The organism is Methanobrevibacter sp. AbM4 (assembly GCF_000404165.1).
Taxonomy (GTDB): domain Archaea; phylum Methanobacteriota; class Methanobacteria; order Methanobacteriales; family Methanobacteriaceae; genus Methanarmilla; species Methanarmilla boviskoreani.
Genome location: NC_021355.1, coordinates 279,855 through 298,664 on the forward strand (window position 1 = coordinate 279,855; position 18,810 = coordinate 298,664).

Sequence of the window (18,810 nt, forward strand, 5' to 3'; positions counted from 1 at the left end):
TTTAAGTGATTCTATTCCTTTTTTAAATTTGTTGATTTTTTCTATTTTTCACTGTTCTGATTTGAAAATAGAATAAATTTAATATTATATAAAATTAAATATTTTATTAAGTTCAAGATTTTTAGAATAAAAATTTTTCATTGAAAGATATAAAACGATTTTCATTGGAGGGATTTGATTGAAAGCTGTAATATTAAGCGCAGGTGAAGGTACAAGAATGAGACCATTAACCATTACCAAGCCTAAAACTATGTTGCCTGTTGCAGGAAAACCTATTATTCAATATACCATTGAAGCATTACGTGAATGCGGAATTAAAGATATTTTGTTAATTGTAGGATATAAGGAAGAAATGGTAAAAAACTATTTTAAGGATGGAAAGGAATTTGGAGTTAATATTTCTTATGAAACACAATCCAACCTAGAAGGAACTGCAAATGCAATAGGTTATGCTTCTGATTTTATTGATGATAGTATTATAGCTCTTAATGGAGATATTATTTTAGACGTTTCAATATTGTCTGAGATTATTGAGGATTATGAGGAAAACAAACCGGATACATTAATGGTACTTAAAGAGGTTGAGGATCCAACTGGTTTTGGTGTTGTTGAAATTGAAGACCATAATGTTGTAAATATTGTTGAAAAACCTAAGAAAGAAGAGGCACCAAGTAATTTAGCTAATACTGGAATATATATCTTTAATAAGGATATTTTTGAAAAGATTGAAAAAACTCCAGAGTCACCTCGTGGAGAATATGAAATCACCGATTCCTTGTCATTACAAATTGAGGATGGTAAAACAATACGTGGTCATAAAACAGATAAGGATTGGTTAGATATTGGTAAACCATGGGAGCTTATTGAGATAAATGAAAGATTACTCAATAATGTAAAAATGGATATTAAAGGTAGAATTGAGGATGGAGTAACAATTCACGGTAATGTCTTCCTAGACGAGGGAAGTATTATCAAAGCAGGGGTATATATTGAAGGACCGGTATATATCGGTAAAAACTGTGATATTGGACCTAATTCCTATATCCGTGGTAATTCTTACTTTGGTGATAATGTACATGTAGGAAATGCAGTTGAGATTAAAAACTCAATTATTATGGAGAATACTAATGTAAGCCACTTAAGTTATGTAGGTGATTCTATTTTAGGTTCCAACTGTAATATTGCTGCAGGAACTAACATTGCGAACTTACGTTTTGATAATAAAAATGTAAAAACTGTTATTAAGGATAAAAGAATAGACAGTGGCAGACGAAAACTCGGAGCTATTGTTGGGGATTATACTAAAACTGGAATTAACTCAAGTTTAAGTCCCGGTGTAAAGGTAGGATCTAATTCATCTATTGGTTCTGGTGTTCTTTTAATGAGGGATGTAGGTTCTAATGAAAGGGTTTTATTAAAACAAGAACATATTATTCAGCATAAAGGTAATGATGAATAATTTTATTTTATTTTTTTTAGAATCCGAATCTATATAAGAATCTAAACTTGTGCAATGGTTTAAATTTTATTTTTTTTATAAAAGTCTAAATTTACATAAAAGCTTAAGCTTATACAACGGTTTGATTTTTATTTTTTTATAAAAGTCTAAATTTACATAAAAGCTTAAACTTATGCAATGGTTTAAATTTTATTTTTTTATTGTCTAAAATTATATGATATTTAATTTTTTTAGTAATAATTAAATTTATATAATAGTTTAATTTAATTAGATTATATTATTAATTCATTTAATAAATATGAGGTAAAATTATGGAAATTAAAGATAGTGTTAAAATATTTCCCGGTGCTCATGTATTATGTGATGTTGAATTAGATGAAAATGTATCTATTTGGTATGGTGCTGTTGTCCGTGGGGATGTAGCTCCAATTAAAATAGGTAAGAATTCAAATGTACAGGATAATTGTGTATTACATACAACTAAAAATATACCATTAACCATTGGTGATAATGTAACTATAGGTCATGGTGCAGTTGTTCATGGATGTACTATTGAAGATAATGTGCTTATTGGTATGAATGCAACAGTACTTAACAATGCCCATATTGGTAAAAATTCAATTGTAGGTGCTGGAGCAGTTATAAGTGAAGGAAAAGAATATCCTGAAGGTAGTTTGATCTTAGGAGTTCCTGGAAGACGTATTAAAGATGTATCTCCAGAACAAATCAAAGGAATTCAGGAAAATGCAGATCATTATGTAAGACTTTCAAAAGCATATGATTTAGATGAGGAATAATTAGATTCTTCACTTTACTTTTTTTTAAATAAGATATAATTTTTTTTATAGTGGTTGTAAAATGGAAGCGAGAAAGGTTATAAAAGAATTAGATCCTTATGTTCCTGGTAGGTCTGAGGATGAGATTGCAAACGAATTTAATGTTAAAAAAGAGGATATTGTTAAATTGGGCTCTAATGAGAATCCATGGGGTCCTTCTAAAAAAGCCGTTGAAGCTATTAAAAAGGAAGCAGATGGTGTAAATAGGTATCCTGAAACAGATTTACATTTACTTGTTGACGAACTTGCATCATATGCCGGTGTTAAATCTGAGAATGTAATAGTAACTGGTGATGGTGCTGATGAGTTAATCGATGTACTTGCAAAAACTTTTATTGAACCAGGTGACGAATTTATAACTCCCCTTCCAACTTATACCTATTATGAATTTTTATTTAAACCATATGGTGCAGTACCTGTCTATGCCAAATGGGACTTGGAGAATAATGCCCTTGATGTTCAGTCAGTTCTTGATGCAATATCAGATAAAACTAAATTTATTTTCCTATGTTCTCCGAATAATCCAACAGGAACATTAGTTTCTGAGGATGATTTAAGAACTATTATTGAGGCAACCGATGCCCTTGTTATAATTGATGAGGCATACTTTGAATTTTCAGAACAGACCCAGGTAAATCTTATTAATGAATATGATAATGTGTTTATTATAAGGACTATGTCAAAGGTTATGGGTCTTGCAGGTTTAAGGATTGGTTACGGATTGTCTAATCCTGATGTAATCCAATATATGTATAGGATAAAACCGGTATTTTCACTTACAAGATTGTCATATGTTGCAAGTCTTGCAACCTTGAGGGATAAGGAGTATATTAAAGAGTCAACTGCTAAAAGTATAGAGTCAAGAGATTATTTATATCAGGAAGTTTCCAAATTTAAGAATCTTCATGTACTTGAATCAAAGTCAAACTTTATGTTAATTGATTTACATGACTCAGGTTATACCGCATCAGAACTTACAAATAGATTAATGTCTAAGGGTATGATTGTAAGGGATTGCACATCTTTTAAAGGTATTGATGAATATTATATTAGGATTAGTGTTGCGAGTTTAGATGATGATAAAAGGTTTATAGAAGCTTTACATACTCTTGTAGATTGATTAAAATAATTTTTTATTTTTTAATTTATTTCACCGATTTTTACTTCTTTTAAAACATTAATTTGATCTTTTTTAAATTATTATTGTCCATTTTTTTAGTTCTATCTATTTTTTGGATAATGCTTTTTAAACTTTTTTCTTAAATTTTGGCTATTTTTTTAGATAATTTTTTTTAGAATTTTTTAGTTTTAGCTATTTTTAGAAAATATTTTCCTATTATTTTATTTAAATATAGGTTTCATCTTTTAATATTTGGCGTATATCTTTTATTTTTTCAATAATTTTTAATTTTTATTAGAATAACTTAAATAATACTTATTATATAATTTTAATTAATTATTACTTATTTGATTAATTTATAAATAAAAAATAGGAATTAAAATAAAAAAAGATTTGATTTATAATTGAAAATAAGGTGGTAGAATGTATTTTGGAGGATCTGTAATATCTAGTGTTGACTTTCATGGTAGAATATCTTTAGCTATTTTTCTATCCCAATGTCCTCTTAGATGTCCATATTGTCAAAATGCAGAATTATTGGATGATAAAACTACAAAATCATTAGAAGAGGTTAAGGAATTAATAAATCATTCTGCTGATTTTTTAGATGCTGTTGTAATATCCGGTGGGGAACCTCTTGTTCAATCAGATGATGTTTTGGAGTTATTTAAATATACCAAGGATATTGGTTTAGAAACTAAATTGGATACTAGTGGTGTATATCCTCAAAAACTGGAACCGTTACTTGGTTATCTGGATTATCTGGCATTGGATGTAAAGGCACCTTTTGATAAATATAAAGAGGTAATTGGATCCGATATTGGCAGTGATGTTAAAAAATCAATGGATCTTGCATATAATAAGGAAGGTTTAACATTAGAATGTAGAACAACCTATGTTCCTAAATTACTTAGTTTGGCGGATATTGAAACTATCGCCAAATCTGTTACCTGTGATATTTATACGTTACAACAATATAGAAATAGGAATGTTCTGGATCCTTGTTTATATGAGATTGATAGTCCTAATCCTAATGACATGAGAGAATTTGCCCATTATCTTAAGAAATATCATTTAAGGGATATTGAACTTCAATTAAAAACAGCAGAGTATGGTGATGAAGTAATAGATTAATTTTTAATACTATTTTTATTTTTTAACTATTTTTAAAGATTTTAATTTATCTTATAAATATTATTAATTCTTAAATACATTTTCAGACAGTTATCTTGTTGTTTTTTCGCTTTTGACAGTTCATCATTTCCCAGATATTGCCCATTCAATAAACTTTATTTAAAAAACTTTATTATTATACAAAAATTAATATAATAATATTATTTAATAAGATGTAAGTTCATATGGGTTTTTATTTTTTATCTAAATTCTTCTTATGAACTTAATGGGTTATTTTAATCTTTAAAGATTTATTTCTTAAATTTAAATTATAAATTAAAAATTAGAAGGGTTTATAATGCCAATTTTATCATTTGGAAGCCAAAACATTAACATTATCATTGGTAAAAAGAATATGACCATTCGAAAGATTTGGAAACACCCTTTAAAAGTTGGAGACCGTCTTTACTGTTACTGGAATTTGGTATCAAAAGAAAAGAAGAAGATATTCGAGGCTAAAGTTACGGATATTCAGTTAATAAAATACGGCCAATTAAAAAACAATGATGAACTGGCCCGTGCAGAGGGATATAAAGATGCTAAAGAGATGGTACATGATTTTAAAAAGATGTATGTCCAAAAACTAAAGGATGATGATATTTTCCAGATTATCTACTTTGAGAAATTAGATGTTGATGATTGGAAGGGGGAAAAAATTGATGAGAAAGCAATGATTACTCAAAGGGCAGACATTCTATTTGATAGTGGTAAATATGATAAATCTGTAAAATGTTATAATGCAGCTTTAAGATTTGATTCAGATGATGTTTATCTATTGAATAAGAAAGGAGATAACCTTTCAAGGTTAGGCAGATTTAAGGAGGCTATTAACTGTTATGATAAAGCTTTAAAGGTTGAATCTGATAATGAATTTATTTGGAATAATGAAGCTATCGCATATTTAAATTCAGGTAATCCTGAGGAAGCTCTTAAAGCTAATGACCATGCAATTAAGATTAATCCAAGAAATACTGTTGTTTTATATTGGAGAGGGTTTATTCTTGAAGTTTTAAACAGGCTTGAAGAGGCTCTTCAAGTGTATAATATTCTTTTAAATATTGATGATAGTAATCCTGAGGTATGGAATGCAATTGGTGATATATTAACAGATATTGAAAAACCTGAGGAGGCTTTAAAAGCATATGATAAAGGTTTGGAATTATGTTTAGAGGATTCTCCTATGAATGCATCAGCATTAAACCGAAGAGGCAATGCTTTAGTAGAACTTGGTCGTTTTTCTGAAGCATTGGACTGTTTTGATAAGGCAATTAATATTGATAAGGATAATACTAATTTCTTATTAAATAAGGGAGTTGTTTTAATGGAAATGGGTGAATTTGCAAAGGCTGAAAATATTTTCACTACAATTTTAGCAATTGATCCTAACAATGAGGACGCACAGTTTCTTAAAACAGAGTGTCTTGAATACTTCTAAATTTATTTTTTTAAAAACCCTGCTCTCTTATATGTTTTTTTTTTAAAATCTATTTTGAAAACATTTTCCTTTTTTTAAAAAAAACTTTATTTTTTAATATGTTCATGTATATTCGTCAGCACATATCATCTTTATTTTTTAATCCTTATCTTTAAATTTAAAATATAACTAATTATGTTAGGTCTTTATTGATACATTTTATTTTATTTTAATTTATATCTATTTATTTAATGGTCTTTTCTTTTCATGTTTTTAAATATTTTTCATATAATATTTTTATAAACATGGTTGAACTCAATTTTTAACTTTAAACAATATTTAAAATAGGAATTGCTTAAGATTCAATTCTTGTATTAATGCCTGAAATATGAAACCAACTATCATAATATCTTTTTTTATAAAAGGCTTTTACAGTCTTGTTGATTTTAAAAATTAGATGTTCATTGTTTTTTTTTTAATCTTTTCAGGCTTTTTTGTAATGGGCTATATTTGATTTTTTTTGTAATGGTCTATCTTTGGATTAATCTTACTAGAATTGTTCCAAGATAGGTTCCTATAAAGATTACAACAAGACCTATTAGGAGAAATACAATAAGTTCTATCGAATCTATCGTGTTATTTGCAGTTGAATTGGAGGATAGTGTGGTAGTGTTTATTACAGAACCTACTGAATCGGATATTATATTTGATGGAAGACTGTTGGAAGCATATGAAAGGGCTAAAGATCCTAAAACTATAAGATAGCTGATAACTAAGAAAGATAAACCATTGGTGTTTGCATCCTTAAGATTGTTACAACTAATAGTTCCTGTAATAAGACTTCCGGTAAATAGTGAAGTAAGTATTATAATACCTAAATAAATGGTATATGAAATCCTTCCGTTTATTAAATAAGGATTATATAAAAATGAGCTTAAAAATAATGATATTCCAAATATAATAAATCCAATCATAACTCCTATAAAACTTGTATTGGAGTCAATACTGGATATTAATTTATTGTCATTTCCTCTAGCATTGTATTCTTTAATGATATCTAAGTTGTATCCACATTTTCTACATTTCGCTTCATTGTTATTATTGTCTGTACCACAGTTTGGACACTTCATCATATCACTTAGAACTTAAAAATAGTAAAAAATTTTTTATGATATATTGTTTTAAAAATTTATAAAAAGGAAAAATGAATAAAATGTTTGTTTATTCATTTAAGTATTTCTTAACTAGTGAAATTCCCCATTCGGTCATTTCCTGAGATTTATCAATGTTGTCTGTTTCGGCGAAACATCTGAATATAGGTTCTGTTCCACTAGGTCTAATGATTACCCAGCCGTCATCCCTTAGGATTTTAACTCCATCAGTTCTATCAAGTTCATAGTCGGTAGTATCGGAAATCTCTTTAGCTATCTTGGACATAACCTCTTCTTTCTTATCATCAGGACATCCTGTTTTCATTTTAACTGTATAGTATTCAGGAAGTTCACTTACAAGTTCTGATAATGGTTTTTTCTCTTTGGCAATGATTTCTAAAATTTTGGATACAGTCATTGCAGCATCCCTTCCATAAACGAAATCAGGGAATATTAATCCTCCGTTCTCTTCTCCACCAAATAATCCGTCAGTCTCTTGAAGTTTTCTTGCAACAAGTAAATCTCCTACAGCAGTTGCAATAACCCCCCCACCATATTCTTCTGCAATATCATAGATTGCTGTTGAGGTTGCAACTGTAGTTACAATGGTTCCACCATTGTTTTCTTTAAGCATTGCTTTTTCAACAAGTGAGAATGTCTTATCTCCAAGAACAAAATTACCTTTCTCGTCAATGCATATGGTTCTGTCTGCATCACCGTCATGTGCAAGACCAATATCCGCACCTAATTCTTTCACGGTAGCTATTAAATCTCCAAGATTTTCCTCGATAGGTTCAGGATTACGTCCTGGGAAGTGACCGTCAGCTTGACAATTCAATGTTGTAACATCACATCCAAGTTTTCTAAGTAAATATGGAGCTGTATAAGAACCTGCACCTGATCCACAGTCTACAACTACCTTGAGATGTGCATTTTTAATTGCCTCTGAATCTACCCTTTTGATTGCCTCATCAATGTATTCGTCAATTATGTTGTTATTTGTATAAACCTTTCCTATTTCGTCCCATTTTGCCCTTTTAGGCTCACTATCAAAGAACATCTCTTCAACTTTAAGTTCCATGTCATCTGGTGTACCTATTCCATACTCATCTACAAATTTAAGACCATTATATTTTGGAGGGTTGTGGGATGCAGTTACTATAATTCCACCATCATAATAATTTCTAACTGCATACTGGATTGCAGGAGTTGGAAGTATTCCTAAATCTACCACATCACATCCTGAGGATAATAATCCTGCAGTAATCGCATGTTTTAACATGGGAGTAGATGTTCTTGTATCTCCTCCAATAGCAACAGTTCCTTGTATAAGAGTACCATAACTTGCTGCAAGTCTTGCTGCAAATTCCGGTGTCATTTCTTCATTTGCTACTCTACGTACACCAAAAGTTCCAAATAATCGTTTTTTAGACATTTTTATACCTTATATTCTTGAATTAATAAAACAATTTAAAGAAAAATCTATGATTTCAAATCGAATCATGTAATCAGATTTTTTATAATTAGTAAAATTTAATATTAAAATATTTCTATCTTAAAAATATTAATATTTTCTATTTTTTTAATTATTCTTTTGTATCTTATTAGTTTTAATTTTTTTTAGGTATATAAAAATAATATTTCTTTCATTGTCTTTTTTAGGTGTGGTTGATTTTTTAATATTGCTAAACTTCCAGTAAACAATTTATAATTGGAATCAATATTATTCAAATTTTATAGAGTTTGAATCTTCTAAACTTAATTCTAGTTCATTTTTATACTGAGTAACAGTTCCTGTAACCTTAACATTTCTATTGTTAAATTGATTTATGTTAATGTTATGGTTATTAAAATCATCAAGGCCAGATTCAAATAGTATTAAATTTATTCTTCCGGTTTTATCATTTAAACTTATAAAACAGGTTTTACTATTCTTCGAATATTTGATACTGGAAATAGTCCCATGGATTACTATTTTCTCATTTATATTATTACTTGTAATCTGATTAACACTTAGTTCCTTAGGCTCTATAAAACCTGAGGTGAGAATTAATCCAACTATTCCAATAATAGTGGTGATTAAAGCGATCTTATAAATGTCCTTATCTGTAATAATCATATAACCTGGCCTTTTAATTTACTTAAGTTTATAGAATGCTTCTATAAACTATATTTTTTGATTTATTAAAGGAATTTATAAGGTTTATTTATTTTTAGTTAAATTATTTTAAAGATTTTAAATATCTGAAAGTCTTGATATCTTCTCGTTTTTTGTAATAATTTTAGGATTTAAATTTTTAAATGGTTTATAATTTAATCCTTTATTTAATAGCAGTATTGTCAGAAAATTAGTATATGATTAAATTATTTTAAAAATTAGGCATTTAATTTTTAATTTTAATTTTTAACTTAAAGTATAAAAATAGTTGATTAATATTATTTGTTTTTAATTAGTTTTTAAAGCTTAAAATGCTTAATGCGATTATTTTTTTTGGTTAACTGATTTTGAAGCTTTAAAAATAAATAAATTAAATGGAAAAAGGGGATTTATTCCTTATACATGGATTTAAGTCTTTCAACAGTATCGATGTCTTTAAGGCCTTTATCTTCCCTTATTCTTTTAACTACTGGAAATCTTAATGAATATCCTGCCTCATATTCTGGACTTTTTACAATCTCACTATATGCAACTTCAAATATTATTCTAGGTTCTACTGTAATCTTTGTACCTTTCTGTGAGATTTTATATTCTTCCATCTTTTTAGTAAGCTCCTCTAATTGTTCATCAGTGAGGCCTGTACCAACCTGAGCAACAGTTTTAAGATTCTCATCCTCATCCTGAAGTGCTATAAGATAAGATCCTATGAACTCCCCTCTTTTACCAATACCTTTGGTTCCACCAACAACAACGGCATCAAGGTTTTCAGGTTCTGCTTTATATTTGAGCATTTTCTTACCACGTACTCCTGGAATATATGGTTCAAATGCGTTTTTAATCATAATACCCTCATGACCTCCAGCAATGGATCTCTTAAATAAATCCTGAGCATCCTTGACATTATCGGGAGTACATATTACGAGTTCGCTTAGATTAATCATATCCGTTGAGGTGTCGGTAATTGATTCGAGAATTTCACGTCTTTTCTCCATTGCCTCGTCAATAAGCGGTTTTTTATAATATAATAAATCATATAAATAAAGTTCTACAGGGATATTCTCCATTGCCTCTTCAATATTGTATTTACGTCTTACACGATGTAGGATATTCTGGAAGGATAAGGGTTTTCCATCACGCATTGCAATAATTTCACCTTCTGCAACAAAGTCCTCATCTGGTAAACCTTTATTTACAGCATCCACAATTTCCGGAATTGCTTTTGTAATATTTTCAAGTCTTCTTGTAAATAGGGTTACCTCACCATTGTGTTTATGTATTTGGCATCTGATTCCATCATATTTTGTTTCACATAATGCCTTCTTCATCTCATTAATGCTTATATCGATACCTTCAGACAACTGTGCAAGCATTAGCTTTACAGGTTTTCCCGGTGTTAGATTTAACTTTTCAAGTCCTTCTGCACCTTCGGTTTCTCCGACTTTTGCAACAAGTCCCAAATCATTTGTTAGCATGGTGGCCCTATCAACAATTTTTTTATCAATTCCAAATGCATCGGAAAGGCTATCCCTTATAATACCCTCACCAACACCAATACGTAATTGTTCCACAATTGTTCTACATATGTATTTGGATTCTGTAGCACTTGCAGAGGAGAGTAATTCAAGAATAATTGATATTTTTCTGGAGGTTGATTTTTCGCCTGAGATTTTAGCGAGTTTCCTGAGATTGTTAAAGACGAATTCAATTGTAAGTGCCTGTGAGAAAAATGTCATCTGTTTTTTATTTTCTACAAGAACCTCACTTGCAGCTCCAATATCTCCCTGGTTGTTTACCTCATTTTCAACATCAAGTACACTTACGCCTGCTACATCAGCAACGGCTTTCATTACAAGTTTATCTCCAATTCCCTGTTCCTCTTCACTCCAGGAGGGAAAAACTTTACCTAGACATAATAATGTGACTTTATCAATAAGCTCGCTGTCAACGGTTTTGAAGAAATTTGAAAGTATTTCAGTTTTATCTAATCTTTTTGTGGTGGCAGCTAGTGCTTCATAAACATCAACCAATTCTTGATATTTCATGGTATTCCCCTTCAGAAATCGTTTTTAGCTATTTTTACAGCACAGAACTCTCCACACATAGCACACATTTCTTTGTCTTCTATCTCACATTTGTCCTTATATACCCTTGGTTTTGATTTGTCAAATGCAAGTTCAAATTGTTTATCCCAATCGAATTTACGTCTTGCATCAGCCATTTCTTCCTCTCTTTTTAAAGCTTTTTCATTTCCAAGTGCAACGTCTGCAGCTTCTGCAGCTATTTTTGCAGCTATTACTCCCTCTTTAACATCTTCAAGTGATGGTAATGATAGGTGTTCCGCAGGGGTTACATAACATAGGAAATCGGCTCCATTTGATGCAGCTATTGCTCCTCCAATTGCTGAGGTGATATGATCATAACCTGGTGCTAAATCGGTTGTAATCGGTCCAAGTACATAGAATGGTGCTCCATGACATAATGTTTTCTCAAGTTCCATGTTGGATTTGATCTGGTTTAAAGGTACATGTCCAGGTCCTTCAACCATTGTTTGTACACCTACTTTTTGGGCTCTTTTAACAAGGCCTCCAAGATTTACTAATTCCTGTATTTGAGGTATATCACTTGCATCAGATAGACATCCTGGACGTAGTCCATCACCTAAACTTAAAGTGATGTCATATTCAAGTGCAAGTTCCAATAGATAATCATAGTTTTCATATAATGGGTTTTCCATATCATTGTGTAATATCCAGGATGCAAGGAAGGTTCCACCACGGGATACTATACCCATTTTTCTTTTTTGGGATTGAATCTTAGGAACTAGTTCCTTGGTAATTCCACAGTGTAATGTCATGAAGTCAACCCCTTCCTTTGCCTGACTTTCAATGACTTTAAAGATTAAATCAGGATCCATATCAATAATTTCTTTATTGGCATTTAATGTATGGGCGCCTGCTTCATATATTGGTACTGTTCCTATTGGAATATCTACAGCATCTAATATGGCCTTTCTAAACTCATTTAATTTTGGACCTGTACTTAAATCCATAACTGCATCTGCACCATATTCTACTGCAAGTTTAGCTTTATTTACTTCCAAATCAAGATCCTCAATTTTGGTTGAAGAACCTATGTTTGCATTGACTTTTGTTGTAAGTCCTGTTCCAATTCCCCTTACATCTGTATCACGGTTAACATTCTTTGGTATTACAATAGTACCATTAGCTACTCCTCTTAAAATCTTATTTACATCAATTTCTTCAAATTTTGCTACTGTTTCCATTTCCGGAGTAATGTTACCTTTTAAAGCTTCTGTCATTTGGGTCATTTCATCACTTCATATAATTATAATAAAATAAATTCTATTTTAATAAAGATTATTATCCTAATTCTTCTTTAATAATAAAATCTATAAAAATTTATCTTATTTTTATAATAGTCTAAATCAATTATACTTATCTGTTTATTGGTTTATATTTTTTAATAAAAAGAAGTCTATTTTTATTTATTAAATTGATTATTATTTTTTTTAAAAAAAGTATTACAATGGTTTTATAAAAAAATGAGAACCAGATTACAGAAATCCGATTCTCACTTTCTATTTTATAGGGAGATTTTATGGACTTTAATATTATAATTTATATTAGAGGTTGAAATATATAATATTAATTTTTATTTAAATTTCGTGTTTTGCTTGTACATTTAAGCTTATGGTAGTTAAGCTTTTTATGTGATTTAATTTATGTGTTTTATATTATAGACTTTATAAATTGAGAGATTTTTTATTTATTTCTTGATAATAATATAAATTTTAGAAATTAAGTTTATTAGAGGTTTTTTCAGGACTTAATTTCTAATTATTTTTTAGAGGTTATTTTTTTAACTATTCTAAGAAGCCAATGCTTCTAAATCATCTAGTTTTACTGAGTATATTTTATTAGAAGTCCCTGTCGGGACTTCTATTCTATTTATTTAGGACTTTTTTTATCTAGAGGTATTGTACCATTTCCTCTCCAGGATCATTTTTATTAGGTTTGACTTTCTCCATAGCTTCGTTGAATGCTTTCATATTTACTTCATCAGCATCGATATTGTTTCTTAAAGTTAACATTGCAGCTTCACGGCATACTGCTTCAATATCAGCTCCAACATATCCTTCTGAATGTTTTGCTAGTTTTTCAAGATTTACATCACTGGCAAGAGGCATATCCTTTGTGTGGACTTTGAAGATTTTAAGTCTGCTATCCTCATCAGGAGTGTCTACCTTAATATGTCTGTCAAATCTTCCAGGTCTCATTAGACCAGGATCAATAATATCTGGTCTGTTAGTTGCAGCAATGATTGCTACATCATGTAAATCTTCCATACCATCAATTTCGGTAAGTAATTGATTTACTACCCTTTGAGTTACACCTGAACTTCCAGCATCTGTTCCACGGGTATTTGCAATGGAATCAATTTCATCAAAGAAGATAACTGTTGGTGCAGTTTGCCTTGCTTTTCTGAATACTTCCCTTACACCTTTTTCTGATTCTCCTACCCATTTGGATAAGAGTTCTGGACCTTTAATTGCAATGAAGTTTGCTTCACTTTCGCTTGCAACTGCTTTTGCAAGTAAGGTTTTACCTGTACCTGGTGGTCCATATAATAATACTCCTTTAGGGGGATCAACATGGAATTTTTTAAATTTGTCCGGATATTTAAGTGGCCATTCTACAGCTTCTTTTAACTCTTGTTTTGCATCTTCAAGTCCACCAATATCATCCCATTTAACATCTGGGATTTGGACAAGAACTTCTCTTAAAGCAGAAGGTTGAATTTCTTTTAATGCTTCTTTAAAGTCATCATTAGTTACAATGATTTTCTTAAGAGTTTCCTCCGGAATCTCCTCGTCACTTTGATTAATCTCAGGTATTAATCTTCTTACAACTCTCATTGCAGCTTCTTTACATAATGATTCTAAATCTGCACCTACAAATCCATGAGTGCTATCAGCTATTTTATCAAGATCCACATCATCACTTAAAGGCATATTCCTTGTATGGATTTCAAGTACTTCTTTCCTTTCATCTCTGTCAGGAACACCGATTTCAATTTCCCTATCAAATCTTCCAGGTCTTCTAAGTGCAGGATCTAATGAATCTGGTCTGTTAGTAGCACCAATAACAACTACTTGTCCTCTGCTGTTAAGACCATCCATTAAGGTTAGAAGTTGTGCAACTGTCCTTCTTTCTACTTCCCCTTGGGTTTCTTCTCTTTTAGGTGCAATTGCATCTAATTCATCAATAAATATGATGGAAGGAGCATTTGCTTCAGCCTCTTCAAAGAATTCCCTTAAGTTCTCTTCAGATCCACCTACATATTTACTCATAATCTCAGGTCCGTTAATTGAGATAAAATGAGCATCACTTTCGCTTGCAACTGCTTTTGCAAGTAAGGTTTTACCTGTACCTGGTGGTCCATGCATTAAGACTCCTTTAGGTGGTGCAATTCCTAATCTTTCAAAGAGTTCCGGCCTTTTAAGAGGAATTTCAATCATTTCCCTTACTTTCCTTACCTCTTCTTTAAGACCACCAATATCCTCGTAACTTACATTTACAAGATTGGTTACACCTTCAAGTTTAGATATGTCTACCGGATGATCTTGTAGGTCTACTTGTGTATTTGGACCAATTTTTACAACACCTGTAGGGTGAGTTTGAACTACGGCGAATTTTAATTCACCCATAGGGGAGATATCCATGAAGCTATTAAACATATCATCGATTGGATTTCCAGTTTGATTATGCATCATTGGAGGTTTAATTCCTGAACCAATAATGTCTCCTTTGGTCATAACTTTATTTAAGAATAATCCTCTAATGTCACCTTGGATTTTAACATTGTTTTCAGTTGGTGCAAGAACTACTTTTTTAGCTATTTTTGCAGTAGTCTTTTTAACTTCAATTTCCTCACCAATTGAAGCCCCTGAATTCTTACGGATAGTTCCATCCATCCTAATAATTCCAAGACCAATATCAGATTGTGAAGATACAACGGTTGCAGCTGTGGTTTTTGATCCTTTAATTTCAACTAAATCTCCTTCCTGAAGACCTAGTTCACTCATTGCATTAGGATCTATCCTAACGATACCCTGACCAATATCTCTTTGAGATAATGCCTCTGCAACTTTTAAGGTTGGAGTTTTATCATTTGTGTCAGCCATAATAACCATCTCCTTAATTGTTCAAGCCTATAAAATATTAATAATATAAAATTGAAATCATATTTTAAGTTTATTAACCTTTGGTACTTAAAATATTATTTAAGTTTATTTTTAATTTTTTACATGCTTTTATGATTTAAAATAATAATTATGAATTCTAAATGATAAAATTCAAAAATAAATATTAATTTAACTTTAATTTTAGTATTTTATTTTGAATTTTTTTTAGTTACTTGTAGTAACTATAATATAGATTGTATGTACTTATATATAAAGGTTTCGGTTTTTGTAATAATTTTTATTATATTAAGTATTACTTTTTCTTATTTTCCCTATACTTTCTTATTAAATATTCTAAAAGTTTTATAAAAAATTGATTTTATATTCTGGTGTTATGTGAGTAGGAATCAGATTTCAATAAATTTTTAGAATCTTAAATTTTGATTATATCAAATTTTATATTAAGATAAACTGATTATTAACATATGTAAATTAAATAATCTTTTTTTTTAAAATAGTTGATGGAAATGAAATAATTATTTAATTTTAAAAAGGTAATGTGTAATTTTTAAAAAAAGTAGTTTATAGTTGGTTATATTATTTATATTAGTTATTGATTTTATTTAATTGAATAATAGATTATATATTCTATTAGTTATCAAACTAAAAATTTAAAAAAAGTAAATAAGAAATTGGATTATCTTATTTTACCGCCAAAACCTTCGATTAGTTTGTAGACATTGTTAAAACCCTCACTACTTAAACTTTTAACTTCATAGGTATAACTAATCTTATCTTCATCTATTTGTGGGCCATTATAGATTTCAGTTAATTTGACTGAGGTAATATCCGGTAATTTTGATATTGTTTCTTTGATAATTTCTGCATCGGAGTCTTTTAAAAAAAGACAGCTTACTGAGATGGTATGTATTTTCCAATGGGTTTTTTTCCATTTGAATAACTCCTCATCAGATAATATTTTGATGTTGGCTATTTTAAGTTTATTTTCCTTTCTTGTATTATCGTCCAGTACTACAAAACCGTCTTTAATTTCTTTAACAATTCCCACATGAACCTTTCCAGAGTAAATATGTTTTAGACCAATCTCGAATCCAATTGATTTATATAGTTTGTTCTCTTCCTCACTTAAAGATTCAATAATCTTATCACTTCTTCCAAGGGCAGCCTTGACATCCCCCATATTTTTTGTTGCCCTTATTGCAATATTTCTAAATTCCTCATCATCCTCTCTTGTAAGTACCTCTTTAAGTTCAAGTACTGCATCTGCAAATGCCTGTCTAATTTTCTCACCATTTCTATTTTCGGATTGAATGGAATAGGTTAAATACGGATTCTGTGCAGTAATACGGGCAATCGTATCAATCATAATATTGTATATTGGACTTTCGTAAGGTTCCGTATCCTTGATGTTGATATGTAATTTCTCAATGGCGGATGCAATTGAGATATATGAGAAATGAGTTAAAACCTGAACTATTCCCATCATATCGTCATGATGTTGGCAATTGGTTTCAATAATTCTCATATTCTTACCTTTGAGGTAATTGTAAACTTTGGGATACCATTTACCTTTTTCAAGTGGTGTTAAAACTATGACCTGCCCTTCAAAACCAGGTGTACGAGGTCCGAAGACAGGATGTGTTGGTATTGATTCAACATCATCAGGTAGATATTTCCTCATGGTATATGTTGGTCCTGTTTTAACTGAGGTAACATCCATCATTAAAGATCCGCCTTTCATATGTGGACCTAACTCTTTTATTATGCTCTCAGTGGTGGATATTGGAACTGAAATAATTAGAATATCAGAATTCTCCGCAACTTTTATATTGTCATCAGTATACTTAACACCTAATTTATTACTTACATCAGAACCCCTTTTCTGGTTTCTACCTGTAACTGTTACATTAAAGTTGTCACGTTTTAAATAGCAAGCTAAACTTTTTCCAAGTCCATTAGTTCCACCTATTATTCCAATTTCCATATTACCAACACTACTTATTATTAAAATAAAATAATACCAATATCAATTTAAATTAGTATAATTAATATAATCTAAATTAAATAAATTATATTATTAAAACTGTTAATATAATTATATATAATATATATTATTAATTTAATTTTTTTAAAACATTATTTCTTTTATTGGTGAAATATTAATTCTTATTTTAGAAATTTTGGGTAGGTGTAATGATGAAGATAGGTTATCAAAATCAGAAGGAGGGAATAATAGAGGTTATTCCAGAAACATTAGATGATCTTTGGCATTTATCTCACATTGTTGAGGAAGGTGATTATGTTACATCTAAAACTACAAGGCGTATTCAGGATACTACTGGCGATAAACTTAGAAGTGATAGGGGGGTTAAAAAAACTTTTACACTTGAAGTTAACGTGGAATCCATAAGTTTTCACATGTTTACAGGAAAATTACGTCTTACAGGTTCTATTACAAAAGGCCCTGAAGATCTTATACCACTTGGATCTCATCATACTATCGAGGTTAAATTAAACACTCCATTAAAAATCAGAAAAGAGAAATGGTCCAAGTGGACGATGGATAGATTGAATAAGGCAATTAAAGCCTCTAAAAAATTATCAGCTATTATAATTTTAATTGAGGATGATACTGCCACATTTGGTTTGATCCGCCAATATGGCCTGGAATATTATGGTCCGATAATTGGTAATATTTCAGGAAAACAGGTTTTGGACAAGAATAGAAGTAAAAATCTGGTTAAATTTTATCAGAGTATTGTAAAGTCTTTATTTAAATTTAATGATATTCAAAACATCGTTATTGCAGGACCTGGATTTTGGAAAAATGATTTCTTCAAATTCCTTCAAGATAACTATCCTGAGATTGCAGATAAATCCATATTGGAATCTACAGGCTCTGGTGGAAGGGTAGGTATCCAGGAGGTATTAAGGAAAGGTACCGTTGAAAAGTTATCTGCTGAAAATAGGATTGCATTTGAGATGAAGGATGTCAATAATCTTCTAACCTTATTATCCACTAATCATGAACTTGTTGTGTATGGTAAGAGTCAGGTAGAAAATGCAGTAAACATGGGTGCAGTAAAAAAACTGTTAGTACGTGATTTAAATATCAGATCGGATAATCTGGAGAAGATCATGGATTTGACTGAGAATATGGGTGGGGAGGTTACTATTATTAGTAGTGAACATGAAGGAGGAGAACAACTTCAGGCTTTAGGCGGAGTCGCTGCCGTGTTAAGGTATCCCATATCATAGCCTTATGTTTCCCAT

The 18,810-nt window shown here is 30.3% G+C and carries 13 protein-coding genes; 6 read left to right on the top strand and 7 right to left on the bottom strand.

Going from position 1 to position 18,810, the window contains the following annotated elements:
- The first annotated feature begins 178 nt into the window (after nucleotides 1–178).
- The 5 genes from glmU (at nucleotide 179) to ABM4_RS01130 (ending at nucleotide 6,023) form a co-directional block, all read left to right on the top strand.
- Nucleotides 179–1,459, top strand: coding sequence for a bifunctional sugar-1-phosphate nucleotidylyltransferase/acetyltransferase (gene glmU, locus ABM4_RS01110; RefSeq protein ID WP_016357845.1), 1,281 nt, complete (start codon nucleotides 179–181; stop codon nucleotides 1,457–1,459).
- Between the two features lie 311 nt (nucleotides 1,460–1,770).
- Nucleotides 1,771–2,256, top strand: coding sequence for a gamma carbonic anhydrase family protein (locus ABM4_RS01115; protein ID WP_016357846.1), 486 nt, complete (start codon nucleotides 1,771–1,773; stop codon nucleotides 2,254–2,256).
- A gap of 61 nt (nucleotides 2,257–2,317) precedes the next feature.
- Nucleotides 2,318–3,415, top strand: a complete 1,098-nt coding sequence (hisC, locus tag ABM4_RS01120; RefSeq protein WP_016357847.1) for a histidinol-phosphate transaminase — start codon at nucleotides 2,318–2,320, stop codon at nucleotides 3,413–3,415.
- Between the two features lie 423 nt (nucleotides 3,416–3,838).
- Nucleotides 3,839–4,549 carry an anaerobic ribonucleoside-triphosphate reductase activating protein gene (locus ABM4_RS01125; RefSeq protein ID WP_016357848.1) on the top strand — a complete coding sequence of 237 codons (711 nt, stop codon included), beginning with the start codon at nucleotides 3,839–3,841 and terminating at the stop codon, nucleotides 4,547–4,549.
- Between the two features lie 337 nt (nucleotides 4,550–4,886).
- Entirely contained in the window at nucleotides 4,887–6,023 is a 1,137-nt protein-coding gene (locus tag ABM4_RS01130; protein WP_016357849.1) for a tetratricopeptide repeat protein, read from the top strand.
- Nucleotides 6,024–6,532: 509 nt separating this feature from the next.
- Here ABM4_RS01130 and ABM4_RS01135 read toward each other — a convergent pair.
- The 7 genes from ABM4_RS01135 to ABM4_RS01165 form a co-directional block, all read right to left on the bottom strand.
- A complete protein-coding gene (locus tag ABM4_RS01135; protein ID WP_040682361.1) occupies nucleotides 6,533–7,132 on the bottom strand; it encodes a zinc ribbon domain-containing protein in 600 nt (199 codons plus the stop codon).
- 91 nt (nucleotides 7,133–7,223) lie between these two features.
- Nucleotides 7,224–8,588, bottom strand: coding sequence for a phosphoglucosamine mutase (gene glmM / locus ABM4_RS01140; protein ID WP_016357851.1), 1,365 nt, complete (start codon nucleotides 8,586–8,588; stop codon nucleotides 7,224–7,226).
- A gap of 288 nt (nucleotides 8,589–8,876) precedes the next feature.
- Nucleotides 8,877–9,272 (bottom strand): exodeoxyribonuclease VII large subunit, encoded by a 396-nt coding sequence (locus ABM4_RS01145; protein ID WP_016357852.1) that lies wholly within the window; start codon nucleotides 9,270–9,272, stop codon nucleotides 8,877–8,879.
- 428 nt (nucleotides 9,273–9,700) lie between these two features.
- Nucleotides 9,701–11,353, bottom strand: coding sequence for an ATP-dependent DNA ligase (locus ABM4_RS01150; protein WP_016357853.1), 1,653 nt, complete (start codon nucleotides 11,351–11,353; stop codon nucleotides 9,701–9,703).
- Nucleotides 11,354–11,364: 11 nt separating this feature from the next.
- A complete protein-coding gene (thiC, locus tag ABM4_RS01155) occupies nucleotides 11,365–12,639 on the bottom strand; it encodes a phosphomethylpyrimidine synthase (RefSeq protein ID WP_016357854.1) in 1,275 nt (424 codons plus the stop codon).
- Between the two features lie 660 nt (nucleotides 12,640–13,299).
- Nucleotides 13,300–15,516 carry a CDC48 family AAA ATPase gene (locus tag ABM4_RS01160; RefSeq protein WP_016357855.1) on the bottom strand — a complete coding sequence of 739 codons (2,217 nt, stop codon included), beginning with the start codon at nucleotides 15,514–15,516 and terminating at the stop codon, nucleotides 13,300–13,302.
- 697 nt (nucleotides 15,517–16,213) lie between these two features.
- On the bottom strand, nucleotides 16,214–17,521 hold the full coding sequence (locus tag ABM4_RS01165) for a prephenate dehydrogenase (RefSeq protein ID WP_016357856.1): 1,308 nt from the start codon (nucleotides 17,519–17,521) through the stop codon (nucleotides 16,214–16,216).
- Nucleotides 17,522–17,733: 212 nt separating this feature from the next.
- On the opposite strand from ABM4_RS01165, the gene ABM4_RS01170 reads away from it, so the two are divergent.
- Nucleotides 17,734–18,795 (top strand): mRNA surveillance protein pelota, encoded by a 1,062-nt coding sequence (locus ABM4_RS01170; RefSeq protein ID WP_016357857.1) that lies wholly within the window; start codon nucleotides 17,734–17,736, stop codon nucleotides 18,793–18,795.
- Nucleotides 18,796–18,810 lie beyond the last annotated feature (15 nt).